At 31.0% G+C, this 16,891-nt stretch carries 17 protein-coding genes; 12 read left to right on the plus strand and 5 right to left on the minus strand.

Annotated features, from left to right (window positions below):
• Positions 1 to 42: 42 nt before the first annotated feature.
• From LG45_RS13360 to LG45_RS13395, 8 genes are all read left to right on the plus strand, one after another.
• Positions 43 to 486: a hypothetical protein gene (locus LG45_RS13360; protein ID WP_035127992.1), complete on the plus strand. Its 444-nt coding sequence runs from the start codon at positions 43 to 45 to the stop codon at positions 484 to 486.
• Positions 487 to 599: 113 nt separating this feature from the next.
• Positions 600 to 1,301, plus strand: coding sequence for an ABC transporter ATP-binding protein (locus tag LG45_RS13365; RefSeq protein ID WP_035127994.1), 702 nt, complete (start codon positions 600 to 602; stop codon positions 1,299 to 1,301).
• A 30-nt stretch (positions 1,302 to 1,331) separates the two neighbouring features.
• Positions 1,332 to 3,767, plus strand: coding sequence for an ABC transporter permease (locus tag LG45_RS13370; RefSeq protein ID WP_035127995.1), 2,436 nt, complete (start codon positions 1,332 to 1,334; stop codon positions 3,765 to 3,767).
• Positions 3,768 to 3,779: 12 nt separating this feature from the next.
• Positions 3,780 to 5,087, plus strand: a complete 1,308-nt coding sequence (locus tag LG45_RS13375) for a TolC family protein (RefSeq protein WP_035127997.1) — start codon at positions 3,780 to 3,782, stop codon at positions 5,085 to 5,087.
• Positions 5,088 to 5,206: 119 nt separating this feature from the next.
• A complete protein-coding gene (locus tag LG45_RS13380; RefSeq protein WP_035127999.1) occupies positions 5,207 to 6,337 on the plus strand; it encodes an Mrp/NBP35 family ATP-binding protein in 1,131 nt (376 codons plus the stop codon).
• Between the two features lie 57 nt (positions 6,338 to 6,394).
• The gene (locus tag LG45_RS13385) at positions 6,395 to 6,634 is read left to right on the plus strand and encodes a NifU family protein (RefSeq protein WP_035128000.1); all 240 of its coding nucleotides are present in this window, start codon (positions 6,395 to 6,397) and stop codon (positions 6,632 to 6,634) included.
• A gap of 225 nt (positions 6,635 to 6,859) precedes the next feature.
• Complete coding sequence (locus tag LG45_RS13390; RefSeq protein WP_035128002.1) at positions 6,860 to 7,918, plus strand: NAD(P)/FAD-dependent oxidoreductase; 1,059 nt, start codon at positions 6,860 to 6,862, stop codon at positions 7,916 to 7,918.
• The gene (locus LG45_RS13395; RefSeq protein WP_035128003.1) at positions 7,918 to 8,250 is read left to right on the plus strand and encodes a 2Fe-2S iron-sulfur cluster-binding family protein; all 333 of its coding nucleotides are present in this window, start codon (positions 7,918 to 7,920) and stop codon (positions 8,248 to 8,250) included. The genes LG45_RS13390 and LG45_RS13395 overlap by 1 nt, the downstream gene beginning before the upstream one ends.
• Before the next feature lie 30 nt (positions 8,251 to 8,280).
• Here LG45_RS13395 and LG45_RS13400 read toward each other — a convergent pair whose 3' ends face one another.
• The 4 genes from LG45_RS13400 to LG45_RS13415 all read right to left on the minus strand — a co-directional run bounded on the left by LG45_RS13400 (position 8,281) and on the right by LG45_RS13415 (position 12,212).
• Positions 8,281 to 8,994: an SGNH/GDSL hydrolase family protein gene (locus LG45_RS13400; RefSeq protein ID WP_035128006.1), complete on the minus strand. Its 714-nt coding sequence runs from the start codon at positions 8,992 to 8,994 to the stop codon at positions 8,281 to 8,283.
• The gene (locus LG45_RS13405; protein ID WP_035128007.1) at positions 8,995 to 9,897 is read right to left on the minus strand and encodes a metallophosphoesterase; all 903 of its coding nucleotides are present in this window, start codon (positions 9,895 to 9,897) and stop codon (positions 8,995 to 8,997) included. It lies immediately after the preceding gene.
• Positions 9,898 to 10,124: 227 nt separating this feature from the next.
• Positions 10,125 to 10,907: a DUF3050 domain-containing protein gene (locus tag LG45_RS13410; protein WP_035128009.1), complete on the minus strand. Its 783-nt coding sequence runs from the start codon at positions 10,905 to 10,907 to the stop codon at positions 10,125 to 10,127.
• A 126-nt stretch (positions 10,908 to 11,033) separates the two neighbouring features.
• On the minus strand, positions 11,034 to 12,212 hold the full coding sequence (locus LG45_RS13415; RefSeq protein ID WP_035128011.1) for an acyl-CoA dehydrogenase family protein: 1,179 nt from the start codon (positions 12,210 to 12,212) through the stop codon (positions 11,034 to 11,036).
• Positions 12,213 to 12,582: 370 nt separating this feature from the next.
• On the opposite strand from LG45_RS13415, the gene LG45_RS13420 reads away from it, so the two are divergent.
• Entirely contained in the window at positions 12,583 to 14,292 is a 1,710-nt protein-coding gene (locus LG45_RS13420; RefSeq protein ID WP_052087592.1) for an AraC family transcriptional regulator, read from the plus strand.
• A gap of 9 nt (positions 14,293 to 14,301) precedes the next feature.
• On the opposite strand, the gene LG45_RS13425 is transcribed toward LG45_RS13420, so the two are convergent.
• Positions 14,302 to 14,511: a hypothetical protein gene (locus LG45_RS13425; RefSeq protein WP_035128014.1), complete on the minus strand. Its 210-nt coding sequence runs from the start codon at positions 14,509 to 14,511 to the stop codon at positions 14,302 to 14,304.
• A gap of 245 nt (positions 14,512 to 14,756) precedes the next feature.
• On the opposite strand from LG45_RS13425, the gene LG45_RS13430 reads away from it, so the two are divergent.
• From LG45_RS13430 to LG45_RS13435, 3 genes are all read left to right on the plus strand, one after another.
• Positions 14,757 to 16,331: a vitamin K epoxide reductase family protein gene (locus LG45_RS13430; RefSeq protein ID WP_035128015.1), complete on the plus strand. Its 1,575-nt coding sequence runs from the start codon at positions 14,757 to 14,759 to the stop codon at positions 16,329 to 16,331.
• A 57-nt stretch (positions 16,332 to 16,388) separates the two neighbouring features.
• Entirely contained in the window at positions 16,389 to 16,547 is a 159-nt protein-coding gene (locus LG45_RS16490; protein WP_165570808.1) for a hypothetical protein, read from the plus strand.
• Positions 16,548 to 16,661: 114 nt separating this feature from the next.
• The gene (locus tag LG45_RS13435; protein ID WP_035128017.1) at positions 16,662 to 16,853 is read left to right on the plus strand and encodes a cupin domain-containing protein; all 192 of its coding nucleotides are present in this window, start codon (positions 16,662 to 16,664) and stop codon (positions 16,851 to 16,853) included.
• Positions 16,854 to 16,891: the final 38 nt, after the last annotated feature.

The following is a 16,891-nucleotide window of genomic DNA, read 5'->3' on the forward strand; positions in this document are numbered from 1 at the left end:
TAAGTTGTAAGATTGGAGTATTAAGAATAAAGACAAAAAATTATGAGAAAATTATCAATTTTAGTAGTATTGTTTTCAGCTATTTTAAACGCTCAAAACATTAAATCAAATGGGACACATTTTGTTGACGGAGTAAAAGACAAGAAATGGAGCAATTCCAATGGTGACGATTTTACAAAAGCATCATTCTCCAATTTTGATGGTTCTAGTTATGTGTTTTTAGAAGTTGATGAAACCACTTTGGTCAGTTTTGAGAGTTTTGCAAAAGTTAAAGCGGGTAACTTAGAAGTAAAATTAATTGATGAAGAAGATCAAACTTATTTTTATTGTAAAACTAGTAAGCAGTGTGAAGTTCTCAAAGATATCACGCTCGAAAAAGGAAAAAAGTACCGTTTGTACTTTACAGGTAAAAATGCAAAAGGAAGTTATAAAGTCAATTTCAAAAATCAACTTCAAAAATCAACTTCAAAAGTCAATTTTAAATAACAACTTTAAAGTTTTAAAAAAAACAATTTTAAGAATTTCTCAAATTTCTAAAATCTGTGTAGTAAAAAACTACAAATAAATTTCAAAAATCATAAATCAAAAAATGAACAATCATGATAAAAATCAACAATCTTTCTAAAGTTTTTAGAACCGAAGAAGTAGAAACTAAAGCACTTAACGAAGTTTCAATCACAATCAATCAAGGCGAATTTGTTACCATTATGGGCGCATCAGGAAGCGGAAAATCAACACTTTTAAATATTGTTGGTCTTTTAGATGGTGCGTCTAGCGGAAATTATGAACTTTTAAATCAGGAAATGATTGGTTTAAAAGAACAAGAAAAATCGAAAGTTAGAAAACAAAATATTGGGTTCATCTTCCAAAATTTTAATCTAATTGACGAACTTTCTGTTTATGATAACATCGAATTGCCACTTATTTACAATAACGTTTCCTCTTCTGAAAGAAAGAAAAAAGTAGAAGTTATTGCAGAACGATTGGGGATTTCACATCGATTGAAACATTATCCACAACAACTTTCTGGTGGACAACAACAACGTGTAGCCGTTGCAAGAGCGTTAATTAATGATCCAAAAATCATTCTTGCAGATGAACCAACAGGAAATCTTGACAGTAAAAACGGAAACGAAGTAATGGAATTGTTAACCGATTTGCATGCACAAGGAAGTACGATTTTAATGGTAACACACTCCGATTATGATGCATCATTTTCGCAAAGAACCATTTTCATGAAAGACGGAATCATACTTTCGGAGAAAAAAAATAATAGAAATGTAGACGTTTTTGTCTCTTAAAATCATCATCATCAAAAAACGAATAAAATCATGCTTAGAAATTGGATAAACATATTTTTATACCACATCAAAAACAACAAGCTTTTCACGGCTTTGAATGTTTTGGGATTGAGTATTGGAATTGCAGGATTGATTTTTGCCATTCTTTATTGGAACGACGAACACAGCTACAACGATTGGAATCCTAACAAAGAAAGGGTTTTTCAAGTTATAAATAGAGTAAGCGCAACCGATTATTGGGCGAGTAATGTGGCGCCATTGGAAGCACATTTGAAAACAGATTTCAACGAAATTGAGTCGTATTGCTATATGGATAATTGGTATTACGAAGAGATTGTTCAATACAAAAACAAGAAGGAAATTCTTAAAATCACTGATGCTCAAAGAAACTTTTTCGAAATGTTTCCTTTTGATTTTATACATGGAAATGCGAAAACGGCTTTGAAAGATAATACGAGTATTGCAATTTCAAAAGCTGTTGCAGAAAGGTTGTTTGGAACCGAAAATCCAATGGGAAAAATTGTTACCTATTCCGGTAAAAAATTGGTAGTTCGAGGCGTTTATGTAGTTCCAGGAAAATCGTCAATGCAACCTAATGCTGTTACTAATTTAATAGATAACAGACTTTTGGCAGAAAAAGAAAATTGGGGAAATTTCAGTTTTGGATTGATGTTAAAATTAAAAAATCCAGGCGATAAGGAGAAAGTGATTGCCAAGATTCAAAAATTAATGTTTGAAAACCGAATTGTAAAATGGGCAAAATCGGAAGGAATTACAATTGAAGAATGGCTGAAAAAAAATGGAGGCGATGATTTAAAAGTAATTCTCGAACCAATAAAAGATGCAAGATTACATTCAATTACTGATGGATATGCCGAAGGAAAAGGAAATTATCAGTTTCTGTTAATTATGGTTGGCTTATCTGTTTTAATTTTGATTTTGTCAATTGTAAACTACATCAATCTCGCTACTGCAAATGCTATTAAACGTGCTAAAGAAGTTGGTGTTCGAAAGATTATTGGCGCATCAAAATCTAATATAATCAAACAATTTATATTTGAAACTATTCTAATAACTACGTTTTCAATTTTGTTAGCTTTAGTAATTGTTGAGTTATCATTGCCTTATTACAATGAATTTCTCGGAAAAAAACTAGTTATTTTCGGAAGTCAATTTTACTTACAATTGGTATTAATTTTTATCATTACAATAGTCGTTGCCGGAATTTTTCCAGCTGTTTATGTATCTAATTTTGAAACTTTAAAAGTGCTAAAAGGTAATTTCGGAAGAAGCAAAAGTGGTGTTTGGTTGCGCAACGGAATGTTGATTCTTCAATTTGCAATTGCTACTTTTTTTATCATCGGTTCATACATTGTTTATGAGCAAATAAAATACATTTCAACCAAAGATTTAGGATTTAAAGGCGACCAAGTGCTATCGATTTCTTACCGAAATAAATACAATTGGAAGGAAGACAATTACAAGAAAAAAGTCTACAATCGATACAATATGATTAAAACTGAAATCTCTAAAATTAATGGAGTTGAGCAAGTGGCAACTGGAGCTTTTAGTTTTGGTTCGTCAAATGGATCAACGACTGGATTTACTTATAAAAACAGCCACAACATTCAAGGTAGAAATATGGCAGTCGATTTTGGAATGTTAGAAATGATGCAGATCCAAATCAAAGAAGGACGAAGTTTATCCGAAAAATTTGCATCTGATACAATTAATTCAATGTTGGTAAACGAAACGGCTTTGAAAGAAATGGGTGAAAAAAATCCGATAGGAAAAGAAGTAAATTGGAATGAAAATAAGTTAAAAATTATTGGTGTTGTTAAAGATTTTAATTTATTCGGACCACAAGACAAAGTACCACCAATGGTGTTTTTTCACTTCAAAACTGTGGATTGGATGTTGCAAAATGCTAGCAAAATCCACGTGAAAGTAAAGGGCGAAAACATGGAACAAACTATTGCCGATATTGAAAAATTCTGGGTTAAAAATGTCGATACCGATTATCCTTTTCAGTATGATTTTGTCGATAAAGAATATGCTCGAACTTATGAAACCTACGTAAAACAAAAGAATTTATTTTCATTACTAAACGTAATTGTAATTTTAATTGCGCTTTTCGGATTATTCTCATTAGCATCTTTTTCTATCCAAAGACGAATGAAAGAAATTGCTATTAGAAAGACTCTTGGAGCAGAAACCAATGTTTTACTTAAAGAATTATCAAAACAATACATCGTTTTTTGCGTAATCGGGTTTTTAATTGCATTGTTTCCAGTGTACTATTTACTCAATTTATGGTTAGAAAATTTTGCTTTCAGAATTGATATTTCTATAATTCCATTCATTATTGGATTTGTTGTTTTATTGATATTAACGTTGGTAGTTGTTTTATCAAGAGCTTATCAAGCGACACAAGTTGAAGTATTAAAATATTTAAAATACGAATAAATAAATTCCAAAATGAATTGTTTAGTAAAAATAATTTTGACTTTGTTTTTAATAATCTTAAGCAATTTTGCTAACGGTCAGGAAACTTCTTGGCCGTTGCAAAAATGCATCGATAAAGCATTAGAAAACAATATCGAAATAAAAATTCGCCAACTCGAAGTAAAACGAGTTGAAAAAAGTAGAAATTCTGTTTGGAATCAATTGTTGCCAAACGTTAGTTTCAACGGAAATCAATCGTATAACTTTGGTTCCACTATTGATCCATCAACAAACGGTCGGGTAAGTTCAAATATTCAATACGATAATTTTTTTATCAATGCCAATATGAATTTAATCGATTTTAATGCGATTGCCAATGCTCAGAAAAATAAAATCGATATCGAAAAAGCCAAAGCTGATAAAGAAGTAATTGAAAACGAATATAAATTACAACTTTTAGATAGTTATTATCAAGCACTTTTTACTCAAGAATTATTAAAAATTCAACGCGAACAATTCAAAAATGCGGTTTTTAATTTGGACAGAATTTCAAAAGAAGTCGAAATTGGCAGCAAACCCAAAAGCGATTTATACGACGTACAATTAAGTTTTGCTCAAGAAGAAAAACGAATTTTAGAAACAGAGCAATTGTACACTATTCAAAAAATGCAACTATTTCAATTGATGAATATTGCTGATGTTTCAATTTCCGAAGTGGTTTTAGTTTCCAATTCATCTGACGAAATCACAACAGTATCGACTGAAATTTCCAATCCAAAAATTAAATCAGCCGAACTAAATTACAAAATTAGTTTGAAGGAATTAAGCAGTCAAAGAGCAAATAATTTGCCTATTTTATCAACCTTTTACTCAATTTCGAGTTTTTATTACAAGCCATTAAATCAATCTAACGCTAATGTTGCCAGTTTTAGTAATCAAATTGGAGACAATAAAAACCAGCAAGTGGGAATTCAATTAAGTGTGCCAATTTTCAACGGATTTCGAAACAATAAAAAGAATGTTGCAGCCAAAATCGAAACCGAAAAAAACAAACTCATCATCAGTCAAGAACAACAAAAAATTGAAAATCAAATTGCATTAGAAAAACAAAATCAACAGAATTATTTGCAACTTCAAAATAAATTTGAAGAAACGCTAACCTATGCAAAAGCTTCATTTTCAACAACTCAATCCAAATTTCTATCAGGAAAAATCGAGTCAATATCACTTTCATCGGTGAAAAATCAATTGCTTTCGTCAGAATATGATGTTTTAAAAAATACCTTACAAATAGAATACACCAATTTCAAAATCAACTTGATTCAAAATAATAGGTTATAACTATTTGACTATAACAAAACTTTAAACCTTTAAACTTTTAAACTCCTAAACTTCTTTATATCTTTGTAATCTAAAATCAGTCTGAATAAAAAGATTGAAATTTATATAAAACATTGATAATGAAGTTAGATAGAAAAGAAATCCTAAAAGCATTAGAAACAATTACTATTGCTGGCGAAGGAAAAAATATGGTAGAAAGTGGCGCGGTAAAAAACGTACTTATTTTTGGCGATGAGGTTACTGTAGATTTGATGATTGCAACTCCGGCAATGCATATTAAAAAACGTGCCGAAGATGATATTAAAAAACTAATTCACGAACAATTTTCTCCAGATGCTATAGTAAAAGTTAACATCAAAGTCGAAGCTAAAGAAAATCCAAACGAAATTAAAGGAAAATCTATACCTGGAATTAGCAATATTATTGCCGTTGCTTCAGGAAAAGGCGGTGTTGGAAAATCTACAACTACAGCAAATTTAGCAGTTACTTTAGCCAAAATGGGATTCAAAGTAGGTGTTCTTGATGCGGATATTTACGGTCCAAGTATGCCAATAATGTTTGATGTTGAAAACGAAAAACCAATTTCTATAGAAGTGAACGGAAAATCAAAAATGAAACCGATTGAAAGTTATGAAATAAAATTACTTTCTATCGGATTTTTCACTTCTCCAAGTCAGGCCGTTATTTGGCGTGGACCGATGGCTTCAAAAGCGTTAAACCAAATGATTTTCGATGCCGATTGGGGAGAATTAGACTTCATGTTAATCGATTTGCCTCCAGGAACAGGCGATATTCATTTATCAATTATGCAGTCGTTGCCAATTACTGGTGCGGTTGTCGTAAGTACACCTCAAGCCGTTGCATTAGCCGATGCTAAAAAAGGAGTTTCCATGTTTTTATCAGAAGCAATCAACGTTCCAGTTTTAGGAATTATAGAAAACATGGCGTATTTTACACCAGAAGAATTACCAAATAACAAATATTACATCTTCGGAAAAGAAGGAGCTAAAAATCTTGCTGAAGATTTACAAGTGCCATTTTTAGGAGAAGTTCCATTGGTGCAAAGCATTCGTGAAGCTGGCGATTATGGTCGTCCAGCAGCATTGCAAACCGCTTCACCATTAGAAAAAATTTACGAAGAAATAGCTAGAAATGTGGTACAAGAAGTAGTGAACAGAAACGAAAATCTTGCTCCAACCGAAGCCATCAAAATAACAACAATGGCAGGATGTTCTGCTGTAAAAAAATAGTATTCGGTTTACATCAATAACTGAACACTGTAAACTGAACACTGAATACTAAAAATTATGACACACGAAGAATTAACATTAAATGTTGAGAAAGCACTCGAAGAAATCAGACCATTCTTGAATTCTGACGGTGGCGATATCAGCTTGGTTTCTATTGATGATGAAAAGCACGTAAAAGTTCGTCTTCAAGGCGCGTGCACGTCATGTAGTTTAAGCATCAGCACAATGAAAGCTGGCGTTGAAACTACCATAAAAAAATATGCACCACAAATTGAAACCGTAGAAAATATTATTTAAAGCCAAATTATCCCGAATTTTTCACATGTCGAATGTTTGGGCGTTACCTTTCAGGTCGGGCTTTCGCCTTTATCTTTTGTTCCACTAACGTTCCACAAAAGGATATCGGCTCTATCCCTAACGCAACCTCAAACTGACAAATATCATATAATTAAAGATACAATTTTTACAACTTTGCATCATTAGTAAAATCGTTGCATAACAACGATTCAACAATTTATAAAAATGATTGAAACAGATATACTTATAATTGGTGCTGGACCAACCGGTTTATTCACCGTTTTTGAAGCAGGATTATTACAATTAAAATGTCATATTATTGACGCTCTTCCGCAGCCTGGAGGACAATTAGCCGAACTTTATCCAAAGAAACCAATCTTTGATATTCCAGGTTATCCCGAAGTTTTAGCAGGAGATTTAGTAACGAATTTAATGGAACAAATAAAGCAATTTCAACCAGGATTTACGCTTGGTCAAACTGCCGAAACCATTGATAAACTTGAAGATGGAACTTTTATAGTTACTACAAATGAAGGTGTAAAACACCATGCAAAAGCAGTTGCAATTGCTGGTGGTTTAGGAACATTCGAACCTAGAAAACCTATTTTAAAAGACATTGAATTTTACGAAAAAGAAGATCGCGGTGTAGATTATTTTGTGAAAGATCCAGAAAAATACAGAGGAAAAAATATCGTAATTTCTGGCGGAGGTGATTCTGCTTTAGATTGGTCTGTTTTTCTATCAAATGTTGCTGCTTCAGTAACTTTGGTGCACAGAAGAAACGAATTTCGCGGTGCTTTAGATTCGGTAGAAAAAGTTCAGGAATTAAAAAAATCGGGTAAAATAAAATTAATTACTCCAGCAGAAGTTATTGGTTTTAAAGGGGCAGAAAGAATTGAATCGGTAGATATTGAAATCAATGGCGCACGAATGAATGTTGTAGCTGATTATTTCATTCCGCTTTTCGGATTGACACCAAAATTAGGAGCTATTGCAAATTGGGGTTTAGAAATAGAAAAAAACGCAATCAAAGTAAACAACGCACTAGATTATCAAACGAACATAGACGGAATTTATGCTATTGGTGACGTAAATACCTATCCAGGAAAATTGAAATTAATTTTGTGTGGTTTCCATGAAGCTACATTGATGTGTCAAAGTGTTTACAACAGAATCAATCCGGGAAAAAGATATGTGCTAAAATACACAACAGTTTCTGGAGTTGACGGATTTGACGGAACTAGAAAAGAATCAGAGAAAGCAGTTGTAAAATCAATAGAATAATGCCTCAAGATATTACCTTAAAAATAACAGACCGAAACGGACAAACTCACGAAATTCAAGCGCCAACAGACATGAATTTAAATGTCATGGAAGTTATTAGAATGTATGAATTAGCCGAAGAAGGAACCGTTGGAGTTTGTGGCGGAATGGCAATGTGCGCGTCGTGTCAGTGTTATGTTTTAAACGATGTAATATCGTTAGAACGAAATCCAGATGAAGAAGCCATGCTTTGGGAAGCTTACCACGTAAAAGAAAATTCTAGACTTGGTTGTCAAATTCGAATCACTGAAGATATTGATGGATTAGAACTTGAAATTGCACCAGAACAATAATAGACAAGCGAAAAGAAATTTTCGCTTTTTTTATAACCCTAAAATCACTTTTGCTCTCGGTGAAATTCGATCAACAAATTTAGTGTAAGCGATTTCTGAAGGATGTAAACCATCGTTGGCGACCAAATTGGGTTGCGATAATCCTTGTCTTGTGATGTCTGTAATGTTTATAAAAGTGATATTGTTTTCAATACAATAATTTTCTGCAAAAGCATTGTAAGTGTCAATTTGAGTTGAAATGGTGGCGTTTCCGTTTCCAAAAGGTGTATAAGCATAGTCTGGAATTGAAACTACAATTACATTTGCTTTTATTCCTTTAGCTTTTGTGATTGCGATGTTTACCAATTCTGGAAATTCTTGTTCGTATAGACTAAAAGGTTTGTTTTGATATTGATTGTTTACACCAATTAATAAGGTAACCAAATCATAATTATTTGCTGGATTTTGTGATGCAATGGCGTTTTTTAAATTTGTTGTTGTCCAACCTGTTGTGGCAATAATTTTTGTTGAAACTGTTTTATTTGATGGCAAGTATTTTTTTAAACTGTCTTGCAACTGAATTGGAAATCGGCAGGTTTCACAAACACTTTGACCAATTGTATAACTGTCACCAAGTGCCAAATAGTTTATTGGACTTGGAATTTCTATCGGATTTCCGTCAGAATTCACCAATTGATTTTCACTTGAACAACCAAATAATGTGAAGAATAAACCCAGAAATACTATTTTAAAATGAAGTTTCATTTATAACGATTTGTATTTATCTAACTCAATTGGACCTTCGAGATATTCTTTTACAATTTGTAAAACGCCATCTTCCTTGGTGTCAATAAACCACTTTATTAAAGCCATTTTTCCGTTGGCAATTTCAATTCCGGTGATGCTTCTTGGATGCACACAACTTCCATCATTGAAATAGTTTAATAAATTTTCTTGCGGTTTTGGAAATCGTGGTCGATGTGTGTGACCGGTTATAGTTATTTTATTTCCGTTATCGGCAATCCATTTTTTTATTCTACGTTCTACTTTTATTAATTCGATGTAATTTTTCGCCGGACTTGTTGGATCTTTTATTCCCCAAACTTGCAATGGTTTCCAGAGAATTCGAACTAAAAACCGATTGATTTTCCAGCCAATAGAATTCATAAAATCGGCTTGATGACCGTGGGTTAAAAATAATTCTTGTTTGGTTTCTATATTTTCTAATACAATTCCTTCATGAAATTTAACATTGGGTAAAAAAGGAACATTCTTGTTTTCTTTGGTTTCAAAATATTCGTGCAAATTCTTTTTAATCATATTTTCATTTCGATAAACCATATCGTGATTTCCATATATTAAATGCAAACGATTGTGATTGAAGAATTTTTGCATTAAAAGATATACGTTTTTATTGGCTTCAAAGATGTCTCTAAAAAATAAATTTTCCCAAAGTTCGTCGCCGTCACCAAGTTCTATGTAATGATAATTTTCTTTAAAATAGTTATTTAATGCATGAAAATAAATATTTCTATTGTTGGCAAAATCATCTGCAAAACTGGAGTCACCGCGATGACAATCACTGAACAAAATAAACTTGTCGGTGTTGTTAAACGGAATTCGTTTGGCTTCTTTGTAAGCGCGTGATAATCGTGTTTGTGATGACATTCTTTATAATTATGTTGTTCAAAAATACGATTGTTTTGCTACGATTGCTTTTTTAATAGAGAAATTTGTTACCACTTTATAGCCTAGCCCAGATAGGAGTGAAAAGCAAAACGGTGTAAAGGAACTACTTTTTCACAGAAAAAAAAGCGACCTAAGAAGCTCTTTTTTTATGTAGAAAAATGTTGCTTTACACGGTTTTCTTGAAACGGATAGCTGGAAATTGCTTCTTAAACTAATTCTAGTTTTTCAACAATTTGTTCTTCGATAGCGTTCCAAAGTGCGATGCGTTTTTCTAATGCTTCTATAGAAACTTCTTGCATTTCTTTCCATTTCGTTTCGTTAGTTCCGCAGAGTTCTGTAATCATTTTCATGGCCATCGGTCCGTGTTCATCGGCATCTAGCTCGATGTGTCTTTCAAAATAATAAACCAGTTTGTCTAGGTTAGTTTCTGGAAAATTAGTTTGAAAATTACGCAGAATTTCGGTGAACATACTCGGAATTAAATCTTCTCTACCGAAGGTGAAAGCGGCTGAAATTTTATTGGGTTTTCCCTCGTCGATAATTCTAAATGTGAAGTTCAAAAATTCTTTTACATTGGGATGCAAATCACTTTTCTTAATAGAAACAAATATATTTTTAGTCAGATTTACATTTTCTAGAAACGCTAAAATTGGAGCGGTGTTTGCGCCACAATCTTCCATAGCATCAACGTACATTTCAAAATGCGAAAGGCGTTTTCCGTCAAGCGTTAAATCGGTTTCTTCTGCAAGAACAATTTCGTTTATTAAATATCTTGTTTCTGGATTTCCGGTTGGTAACCAAGGTGTTGTTGTGCAAGTTAGTTTTTCTTGAAGTGCTTTTAAAAGCGACATAAAATCCCAAACGGCAAAGACGTGATTTTCTAAAAAAGTGTGTAAATCTTCAACAGTTTTTACTTTTTCATAAAGCGAATGCTGTAATAATTGGTCTTTTTGAGGTTGAATACTAGTATTTATTTTTTCAATATTCATGGCAGTTTTTTTAAGTATATACGAATTTATTGAGGTTGTTGGATTGGTATTGATTCTATACAAATGTAAAAAAGCTCCTCGAATGTGAGAAGCTTTTTATATCAATTTTATTTATTGTTTAATCTATTATTTAAACGCTGGAATTCCAGTAATATCGGCACCAGTAATTAACAAGTGAATGTCATGTGTACCTTCGTAAGTAATAACAGATTCTAAGTTCATACTGTGTCGCATGATAGAATATTCACCTGTAATTCCCATTCCGCCAAGAATTTGTCTTGCTTCACGAGCAATATGAATTGCCATATCAACATTGTTTCTTTTTGCCATCGAAATTTGAGCAGTTGTTGCTTTTCCTTCGTTACGTAAAACTCCCAATCTCCAAGTAAGTAATTGTGCTTTAGTGATTTCTGTTATCATTTCTGCCAATTTCTTTTGTTGTAATTGTGTTCCAGCGATTGGTTTGTCAAATTGGATTCTTTCTTTTGCATAACGCAAAGCCGTGTCATAACAATCCATTGCAGCACCAATTGCACCCCAAGCGATTCCGTAACGAGCTGAATCCAAACATTGCATTGGCGCACCAAGTCCAGATTTTCCTGGCATTAAGTTCTCTTTTGGGACTTTTACATTATCAAAAATTAATTCTCCAGTTGCAGAAGCACGAAGTGACCATTTGTTGTGCGTTTCTGGAGTTGTAAAACCTTCCATGCCACGTTCAACAATTAATCCGTGAATTCTACCTTCTTCATTTTTTGCCCAAACTACAGCAACATCTGCAAAAGGCGCATTTGAAATCCACATTTTGGCTCCATTCAATAAATAATGGTCGCCCATATCTTTAAAGTTTGTAGTCATTCCGCTTGGATTCGAACCGTGATCTGGTTCTGTCAATCCGAAACAGCCCATGAATTCTCCAGTTGCTAATTTTGGTAAATATTTTTTACGTTGTTCTTCGGTTCCAAATTTCCAAATTGGATACATTACTAAAGACGATTGAACTGATGATGTTGAACGAACACCAGAATCACCTCTTTCAATTTCTTGCATGATTAATCCATAAGAAATTTGATCTAAGCCTGCGCCACCATATTCTTCTGGAATATAAGGTCCAAAACCACCAATTTCGCCTAAACCTTTTATAATTTGTTTAGGGAATTCAGCACGTTGCGCGTAGTCTTCAATAATTGGCGATACTTCACGTTTCACCCATGCACGAGCAGAATCGCGCACTAATTTATGTTCTTCTGTTAGCAAATCGTCTAACAAATAATAATCTGGAGCTTGAAATAAATCTGGTTTCATAGTTTTGTCATTGCGAGGCACGAAGCAATCTCATTATACTTATATCGTTTTACGAAAACGTTTGCAAAGGTAATAAAACATATTTTAGATTTACTTGAACGGTTGTTATTTTTTGAAGCTATTTCCAGCCATTCGCTCTATCTTTTTCTTTTTAAAGAAAAAAGAAAAAGGATGCCGCTTCTGTCTGGGCTAGGGCATTTTCTTTTCATACAAGTTTTCACAAAATGCGAATTTTGAATTTCTTAATTAGCTTTTAAACTTTTTTTAAACTATGAGCAATTTTTTAAATTATAAATTAATGGTTACTTTTGTTTTAATGCAATAAATATGAATAATGAAGAATTTTCTGTTTAGTACATTATTGTTTTTAATGGCAAACCTTATATATTCTCAAGAAAAAGGTCTGTCAAATGGCGAATATTTGTCGCTAGAAGAGAAAGCAAGAGGATTTATTAATTCTAATGTTGATAGCTCTTTTACTTGCGCCAATAAAATAGAAAAATCAAGTAATTCATTACATAAAGCTTTTGCCAAAGGCTTAAAATCGTATTTATATCAAATTAAAGGAGATACTTTACAATCGAATTTTTACTACAAGCAAGCATTTAATTTTTTAGACAAAAGTTTAGCATCTAATGAAAAAGTTCGAATTCATTCTATATTACTGAATTACGGAGGTTTAATCAATTGGAAACGAGAAAAATTAAATGAAGCTTTATTAAAATATAAGAAAGCTAGAAAATTATCGGAACAGATTGATGACTTCAAGCAAATTTTAAAAACGGATAGTAATAGTGCCTTAATTTATAGTCAAGTAGGTAATAATAAGTTGGCTATTTCTATTTTAAAAAATTCAAATAGAATATTAGATAGTAATGAATTCAAGTTCACCGAGGAAGATTTTTTTAATAATAAAAGTACTTTATTTCTTAATTTAGGATATGCGTATTACAAAATACATTCTGATAAAAAATCTGAAGTTGCTGTTTTGGATTCTGCTTTGTATTACTATAAAAAAACAATAACATTCTCTAAAAACTTAAACAATAATAAGTTAAGTGCTCAAAATAACATTGCCACAATTTATTATTTAAAGAAAAATTACAAAGAAGCAGAGAAAATATATTTTGATATTTTATCTTTTTCTAAAGAAAATAATTCGTCTAGAACTTTTTATAACACTACTTTCAATCTTGGTGAATTATATTATGAGATGAAGCAGTATGAAAAAGCTGAAGCTTGTTTTCAGAAAGTAGATTCGATTTACAATAAAGATGCTTTGGGTGAATTAGAGTACATAAAATCCAATTATTATCAGGCAAAATTATTTGATTTAAAGAATGATCCAGAAAATGCATTGCATCATTCTACTATTTATCTGTCAAAAAGAGAAGAATTTGAATCAAAATTAAATCAGAATAAAATTGATGTGAATTTTGATATTGAAAGTTTGATGATTAAAAAAGATATGGATGAAATTCAAGATAAATACAAAGACATTTGGCTATTTAAAAGGATATTATATGGATTTATTATCGCTGTTTTTTTATTTTTAGTCGGCTATTTATTAAAAACCATACGAGAAAAAAAACTCATTGATGCTAAAGTGCAACAACTTATTAGTGAATTTAGTGCAACAAATAAAGAAAGCGAGCTCTTGTTAGATACAAAAATTGAAGAAATTACATTAAAAGAACAGATTGTAAAAAGTAGTCAGTCTATTAATATTGATGATGTAAAAGAGGAAGAAATTGTAAAAAAATTACTTATTCTAGAGAAGAAATTATTTTATTTGAATCCCGATTTTAACCAGCAAACTGTTGCAAAGAAGATAAAAACCAACACCACTTACCTTTCATATATAGTTAATAAACGATTCGGAAAGACGTTTAGTGAATATGCAAACGAGCTAAAAATTAATTATATCATTAAGGAAATAATCAATAATCCTACTTATAGAAAATATTCTACACAAGCATTGGCCGAAAGCGTAGGCTTTAAAAATGCAATTTCTTTTAGTAAATCTTTTAATAAAAGAACAGGAGTAACTCCTGCTCAATTTATTAAAAGATTAGACTAATATTAATAATTATCGTTGAATGAAAACATATTCAACATCTTGAAAAATACCACTTCCGTTTCCGGTATTTTGTATTGGTTCGCCATCTGCATTGTACCAATTTCCATTTACATCTATGTAAATAGTTACAATTCTTTTTCCTCCAGAAATGCTTTTAGATACTTCTTTTGATAATTGATTTACTTGGAAATCTGCGAAATTTAATTTTTGATTTTTCATGTTTTTTGTTTTTAAAGATTTGGATTTTTCAAAAGTAAATATTAAAAGAAGCCATAAACTAGATTATGGTTTTTGCTAACTTGAACAATCAATTTATTGATATAATTAACTGATAATTAGTTTTTTAAATTATTTATTTTGCTTTCACAATTTGTAAATTGTGAACGTATATTCTTTTTTTAATTAATTAAAAAAAGAATATTTGTTGTAGAAATGGCAATAAACTTTTTTAAAATTCAATCGTCATGATTAGCTTAATAAAAAAATATTTAGATTTAAATCAATACTCAAACGCTCAAGAAAGCTTTGAAGATTTATATTACTCTCATCCAAATTTTCCGAGTTTATTTTCAATTACCGATTCTTTTGATGCACTCGGAATTGAAAATGTAGCAGCAAAAATTCCAAAAGAACAATTTCCAGAATTGCCCAATATTTTTTTAGCCAACTGCAATGATGAAATTGTTTTGGTAGATAAATCGAAAGAATTAATAAAAATAAATTATGAAAATGGTGATAGAAGAATGGTTACTACAAATCAATTTTTTGATGAGTGGAATGGAATCATTGTAGCTATTGAACCCAACGAAAATCTTAAAATTGATACGGTAAAATTTAGTTTCAAAACAGAAAGTATTTTGATATTTATTTTTGGATTAATATCAATTGGTGGAGCATTCATGTACTTTGGATTCAATTATTTCTCTCTTACTTTTATGATAACTTCTGTGATTGGAATTGTATTTAGTGTATTTATTCTTCAGGAAAAATTTGGAATAAAAAACGAAATTACATCCAAAATTTGTAGTGGTAATGAAACATCCTGTAATTCGGTTATTCAATCCAAAAATGGAAAAATAGGTGGTTCTTTTAGTTTCTCAGATTTAACAATAGTGTTTTTTACGACCAATTTATTTTCTCTTTTATTAAATCCCAATCAATCTATTTACATTATTTCTTTGGTAAGCACTCTTGCTATTCCCATTGTAATCTATTCTATTTGGTTGCAAAAGGTAGTTATTAAAAAATGGTGTACACTTTGTTTAATAATTTCATTTTTATTAGTAATTCAAAGTAGTGCTTTTTTGTTTTTTTATCAAACAAATTCTATTGTAGCGATTTTTTTTAATGGATATTATTACTTTTTTTCTTTAGCATTTATGTTCACATCTTGGTATTTTATTAGTCCATTGATAGAAAGTAAAATTCAATCCACCAAAAAAATTGCAGAATTAATCCGATTTAAAAGAAATTTTAAAATATTCGATTCATTATCAAAACCAATTCAATCTCTATTTGGTTTTAAGGAATTGAAAGGAATAACATTTGGCAATTCTAGTGCAAAACTAAAACTTACTTTATTCATAAGCCCATCTTGTCCACATTGCCATACCGCTTTTGAAGATGCTTATAATTTATTTCTAAAATATCAATCAAAAGTTGAGGTCAAAATTTTATTTAACATAAACCCAAATAATGGTGAGAATCCTTATTTGGCTGTAGTTCAAAATTTATTAAACATTAATATTAAAAACAATAATAATGTTCTTGAGGCTATAATTGATTGGCATATTAAAAAAATGGATTTGGATAGTTGGTTAACTAAGTGGGCAAATGAGGAGATGAGCTCTAGAGTTGATAATCAAATTTTGTCTCAATACAACTGGTGTTTAAACAACGATTTTAATTATAGTCCAGTGAAAATAGTCAATTCTAAAATTTTATCAGATCAATATACTATCGCCGAACTTCATTATTTTTTAAATGATTTTGTAGATAGTAGTCAAGAAGGAACAACTTACATTTCACATGCAATTTAGTTAGTGTAATAAAAATTGTTTAAAACATAATTAAAAAATAACCCTAAATCTTTTATTATGAAAAAAGTAATATTAAATATTTCTGGAGCAGAGGAGCTCTTAAAAAATGTACAGAAATTTCTCAATGAAGAATTAAAAACCTGTAAAACTGAGAAGGATGCTAGAAATCTACGTGAAGAAGAGCCAACAAATGTTTTAAAAAAGCGTGTAAATTAGAATTGTTGAATTACTATTTAGTTCTTCAATTAAAAAAATATTGTTGCAACGATAGTCAGAAACTCAACTGACTTTAAAGGCTTGAGTACAATCAAAAAAATAAACTTTATTATTATGAAAAAATCAATTTTAAATTTGAAAGGAGCTCAAGAGCTTACTAAAAATCAATTAAAATCTGTTGTTGGTGGATTGAGAACATGCAAACAAAATGGTGTATATATTCCGTGTCAAAGCGGACATTGTTGTGCAGCTGATGACATTTGCTACGTTATCGGAACTCCTAATTGTATAGAATTTCCTGGATAGAAAATTTTTTAAGAGAGGAAATTATTAATTTCCTCTCT

This window comes from Flavobacterium aquatile LMG 4008 = ATCC 11947 (genome assembly GCF_000757385.1).
Lineage (GTDB): Bacteria > Bacteroidota > Bacteroidia > Flavobacteriales > Flavobacteriaceae > Flavobacterium > Flavobacterium aquatile.

Excerpts from the sequence above, each read along its gene's own strand:
- LG45_RS13360 (WP_035127992.1), top strand. The coding sequence starts at position 43 with ATGAGAAAATTATCAATTTTAGTAGTATTGTTTTCAGCTATTTTAAAC.
- LG45_RS13365 (WP_035127994.1), top strand. The coding sequence starts at position 600 with ATGATAAAAATCAACAATCTTTCTAAAGTTTTTAGAACCGAAGAAGTA.
- LG45_RS13370 (WP_035127995.1), top strand. The coding sequence starts at position 1,332 with ATGCTTAGAAATTGGATAAACATATTTTTATACCACATCAAAAACAAC.
- LG45_RS13375 (WP_035127997.1), top strand. The coding sequence starts at position 3,780 with ATGAATTGTTTAGTAAAAATAATTTTGACTTTGTTTTTAATAATCTTA.
- LG45_RS13380 (WP_035127999.1), top strand. The coding sequence starts at position 5,207 with ATGAAGTTAGATAGAAAAGAAATCCTAAAAGCATTAGAAACAATTACT.
- LG45_RS13385 (WP_035128000.1), top strand. The coding sequence starts at position 6,395 with ATGACACACGAAGAATTAACATTAAATGTTGAGAAAGCACTCGAAGAA.
- LG45_RS13390 (WP_035128002.1), top strand. The coding sequence starts at position 6,860 with ATGATTGAAACAGATATACTTATAATTGGTGCTGGACCAACCGGTTTA.
- LG45_RS13395 (WP_035128003.1), top strand. The coding sequence starts at position 7,918 with ATGCCTCAAGATATTACCTTAAAAATAACAGACCGAAACGGACAAACT.
- LG45_RS13400 (WP_035128006.1), bottom strand. The coding sequence starts at position 8,994 with ATGAAACTTCATTTTAAAATAGTATTTCTGGGTTTATTCTTCACATTA.
- LG45_RS13405 (WP_035128007.1), bottom strand. The coding sequence starts at position 9,897 with ATGTCATCACAAACACGATTATCACGCGCTTACAAAGAAGCCAAACGA.
- LG45_RS13410 (WP_035128009.1), bottom strand. The coding sequence starts at position 10,907 with ATGAATATTGAAAAAATAAATACTAGTATTCAACCTCAAAAAGACCAA.
- LG45_RS13415 (WP_035128011.1), bottom strand. The coding sequence starts at position 12,212 with ATGAAACCAGATTTATTTCAAGCTCCAGATTATTATTTGTTAGACGAT.
- LG45_RS13420 (WP_052087592.1), top strand. The coding sequence starts at position 12,583 with ATGGCAAACCTTATATATTCTCAAGAAAAAGGTCTGTCAAATGGCGAA.
- LG45_RS13425 (WP_035128014.1), bottom strand. The coding sequence starts at position 14,511 with ATGAAAAATCAAAAATTAAATTTCGCAGATTTCCAAGTAAATCAATTA.
- LG45_RS13430 (WP_035128015.1), top strand. The coding sequence starts at position 14,757 with ATGATTAGCTTAATAAAAAAATATTTAGATTTAAATCAATACTCAAAC.
- LG45_RS16490 (WP_165570808.1), top strand. The coding sequence starts at position 16,389 with ATGAAAAAAGTAATATTAAATATTTCTGGAGCAGAGGAGCTCTTAAAA.
- LG45_RS13435 (WP_035128017.1), top strand. The coding sequence starts at position 16,662 with ATGAAAAAATCAATTTTAAATTTGAAAGGAGCTCAAGAGCTTACTAAA.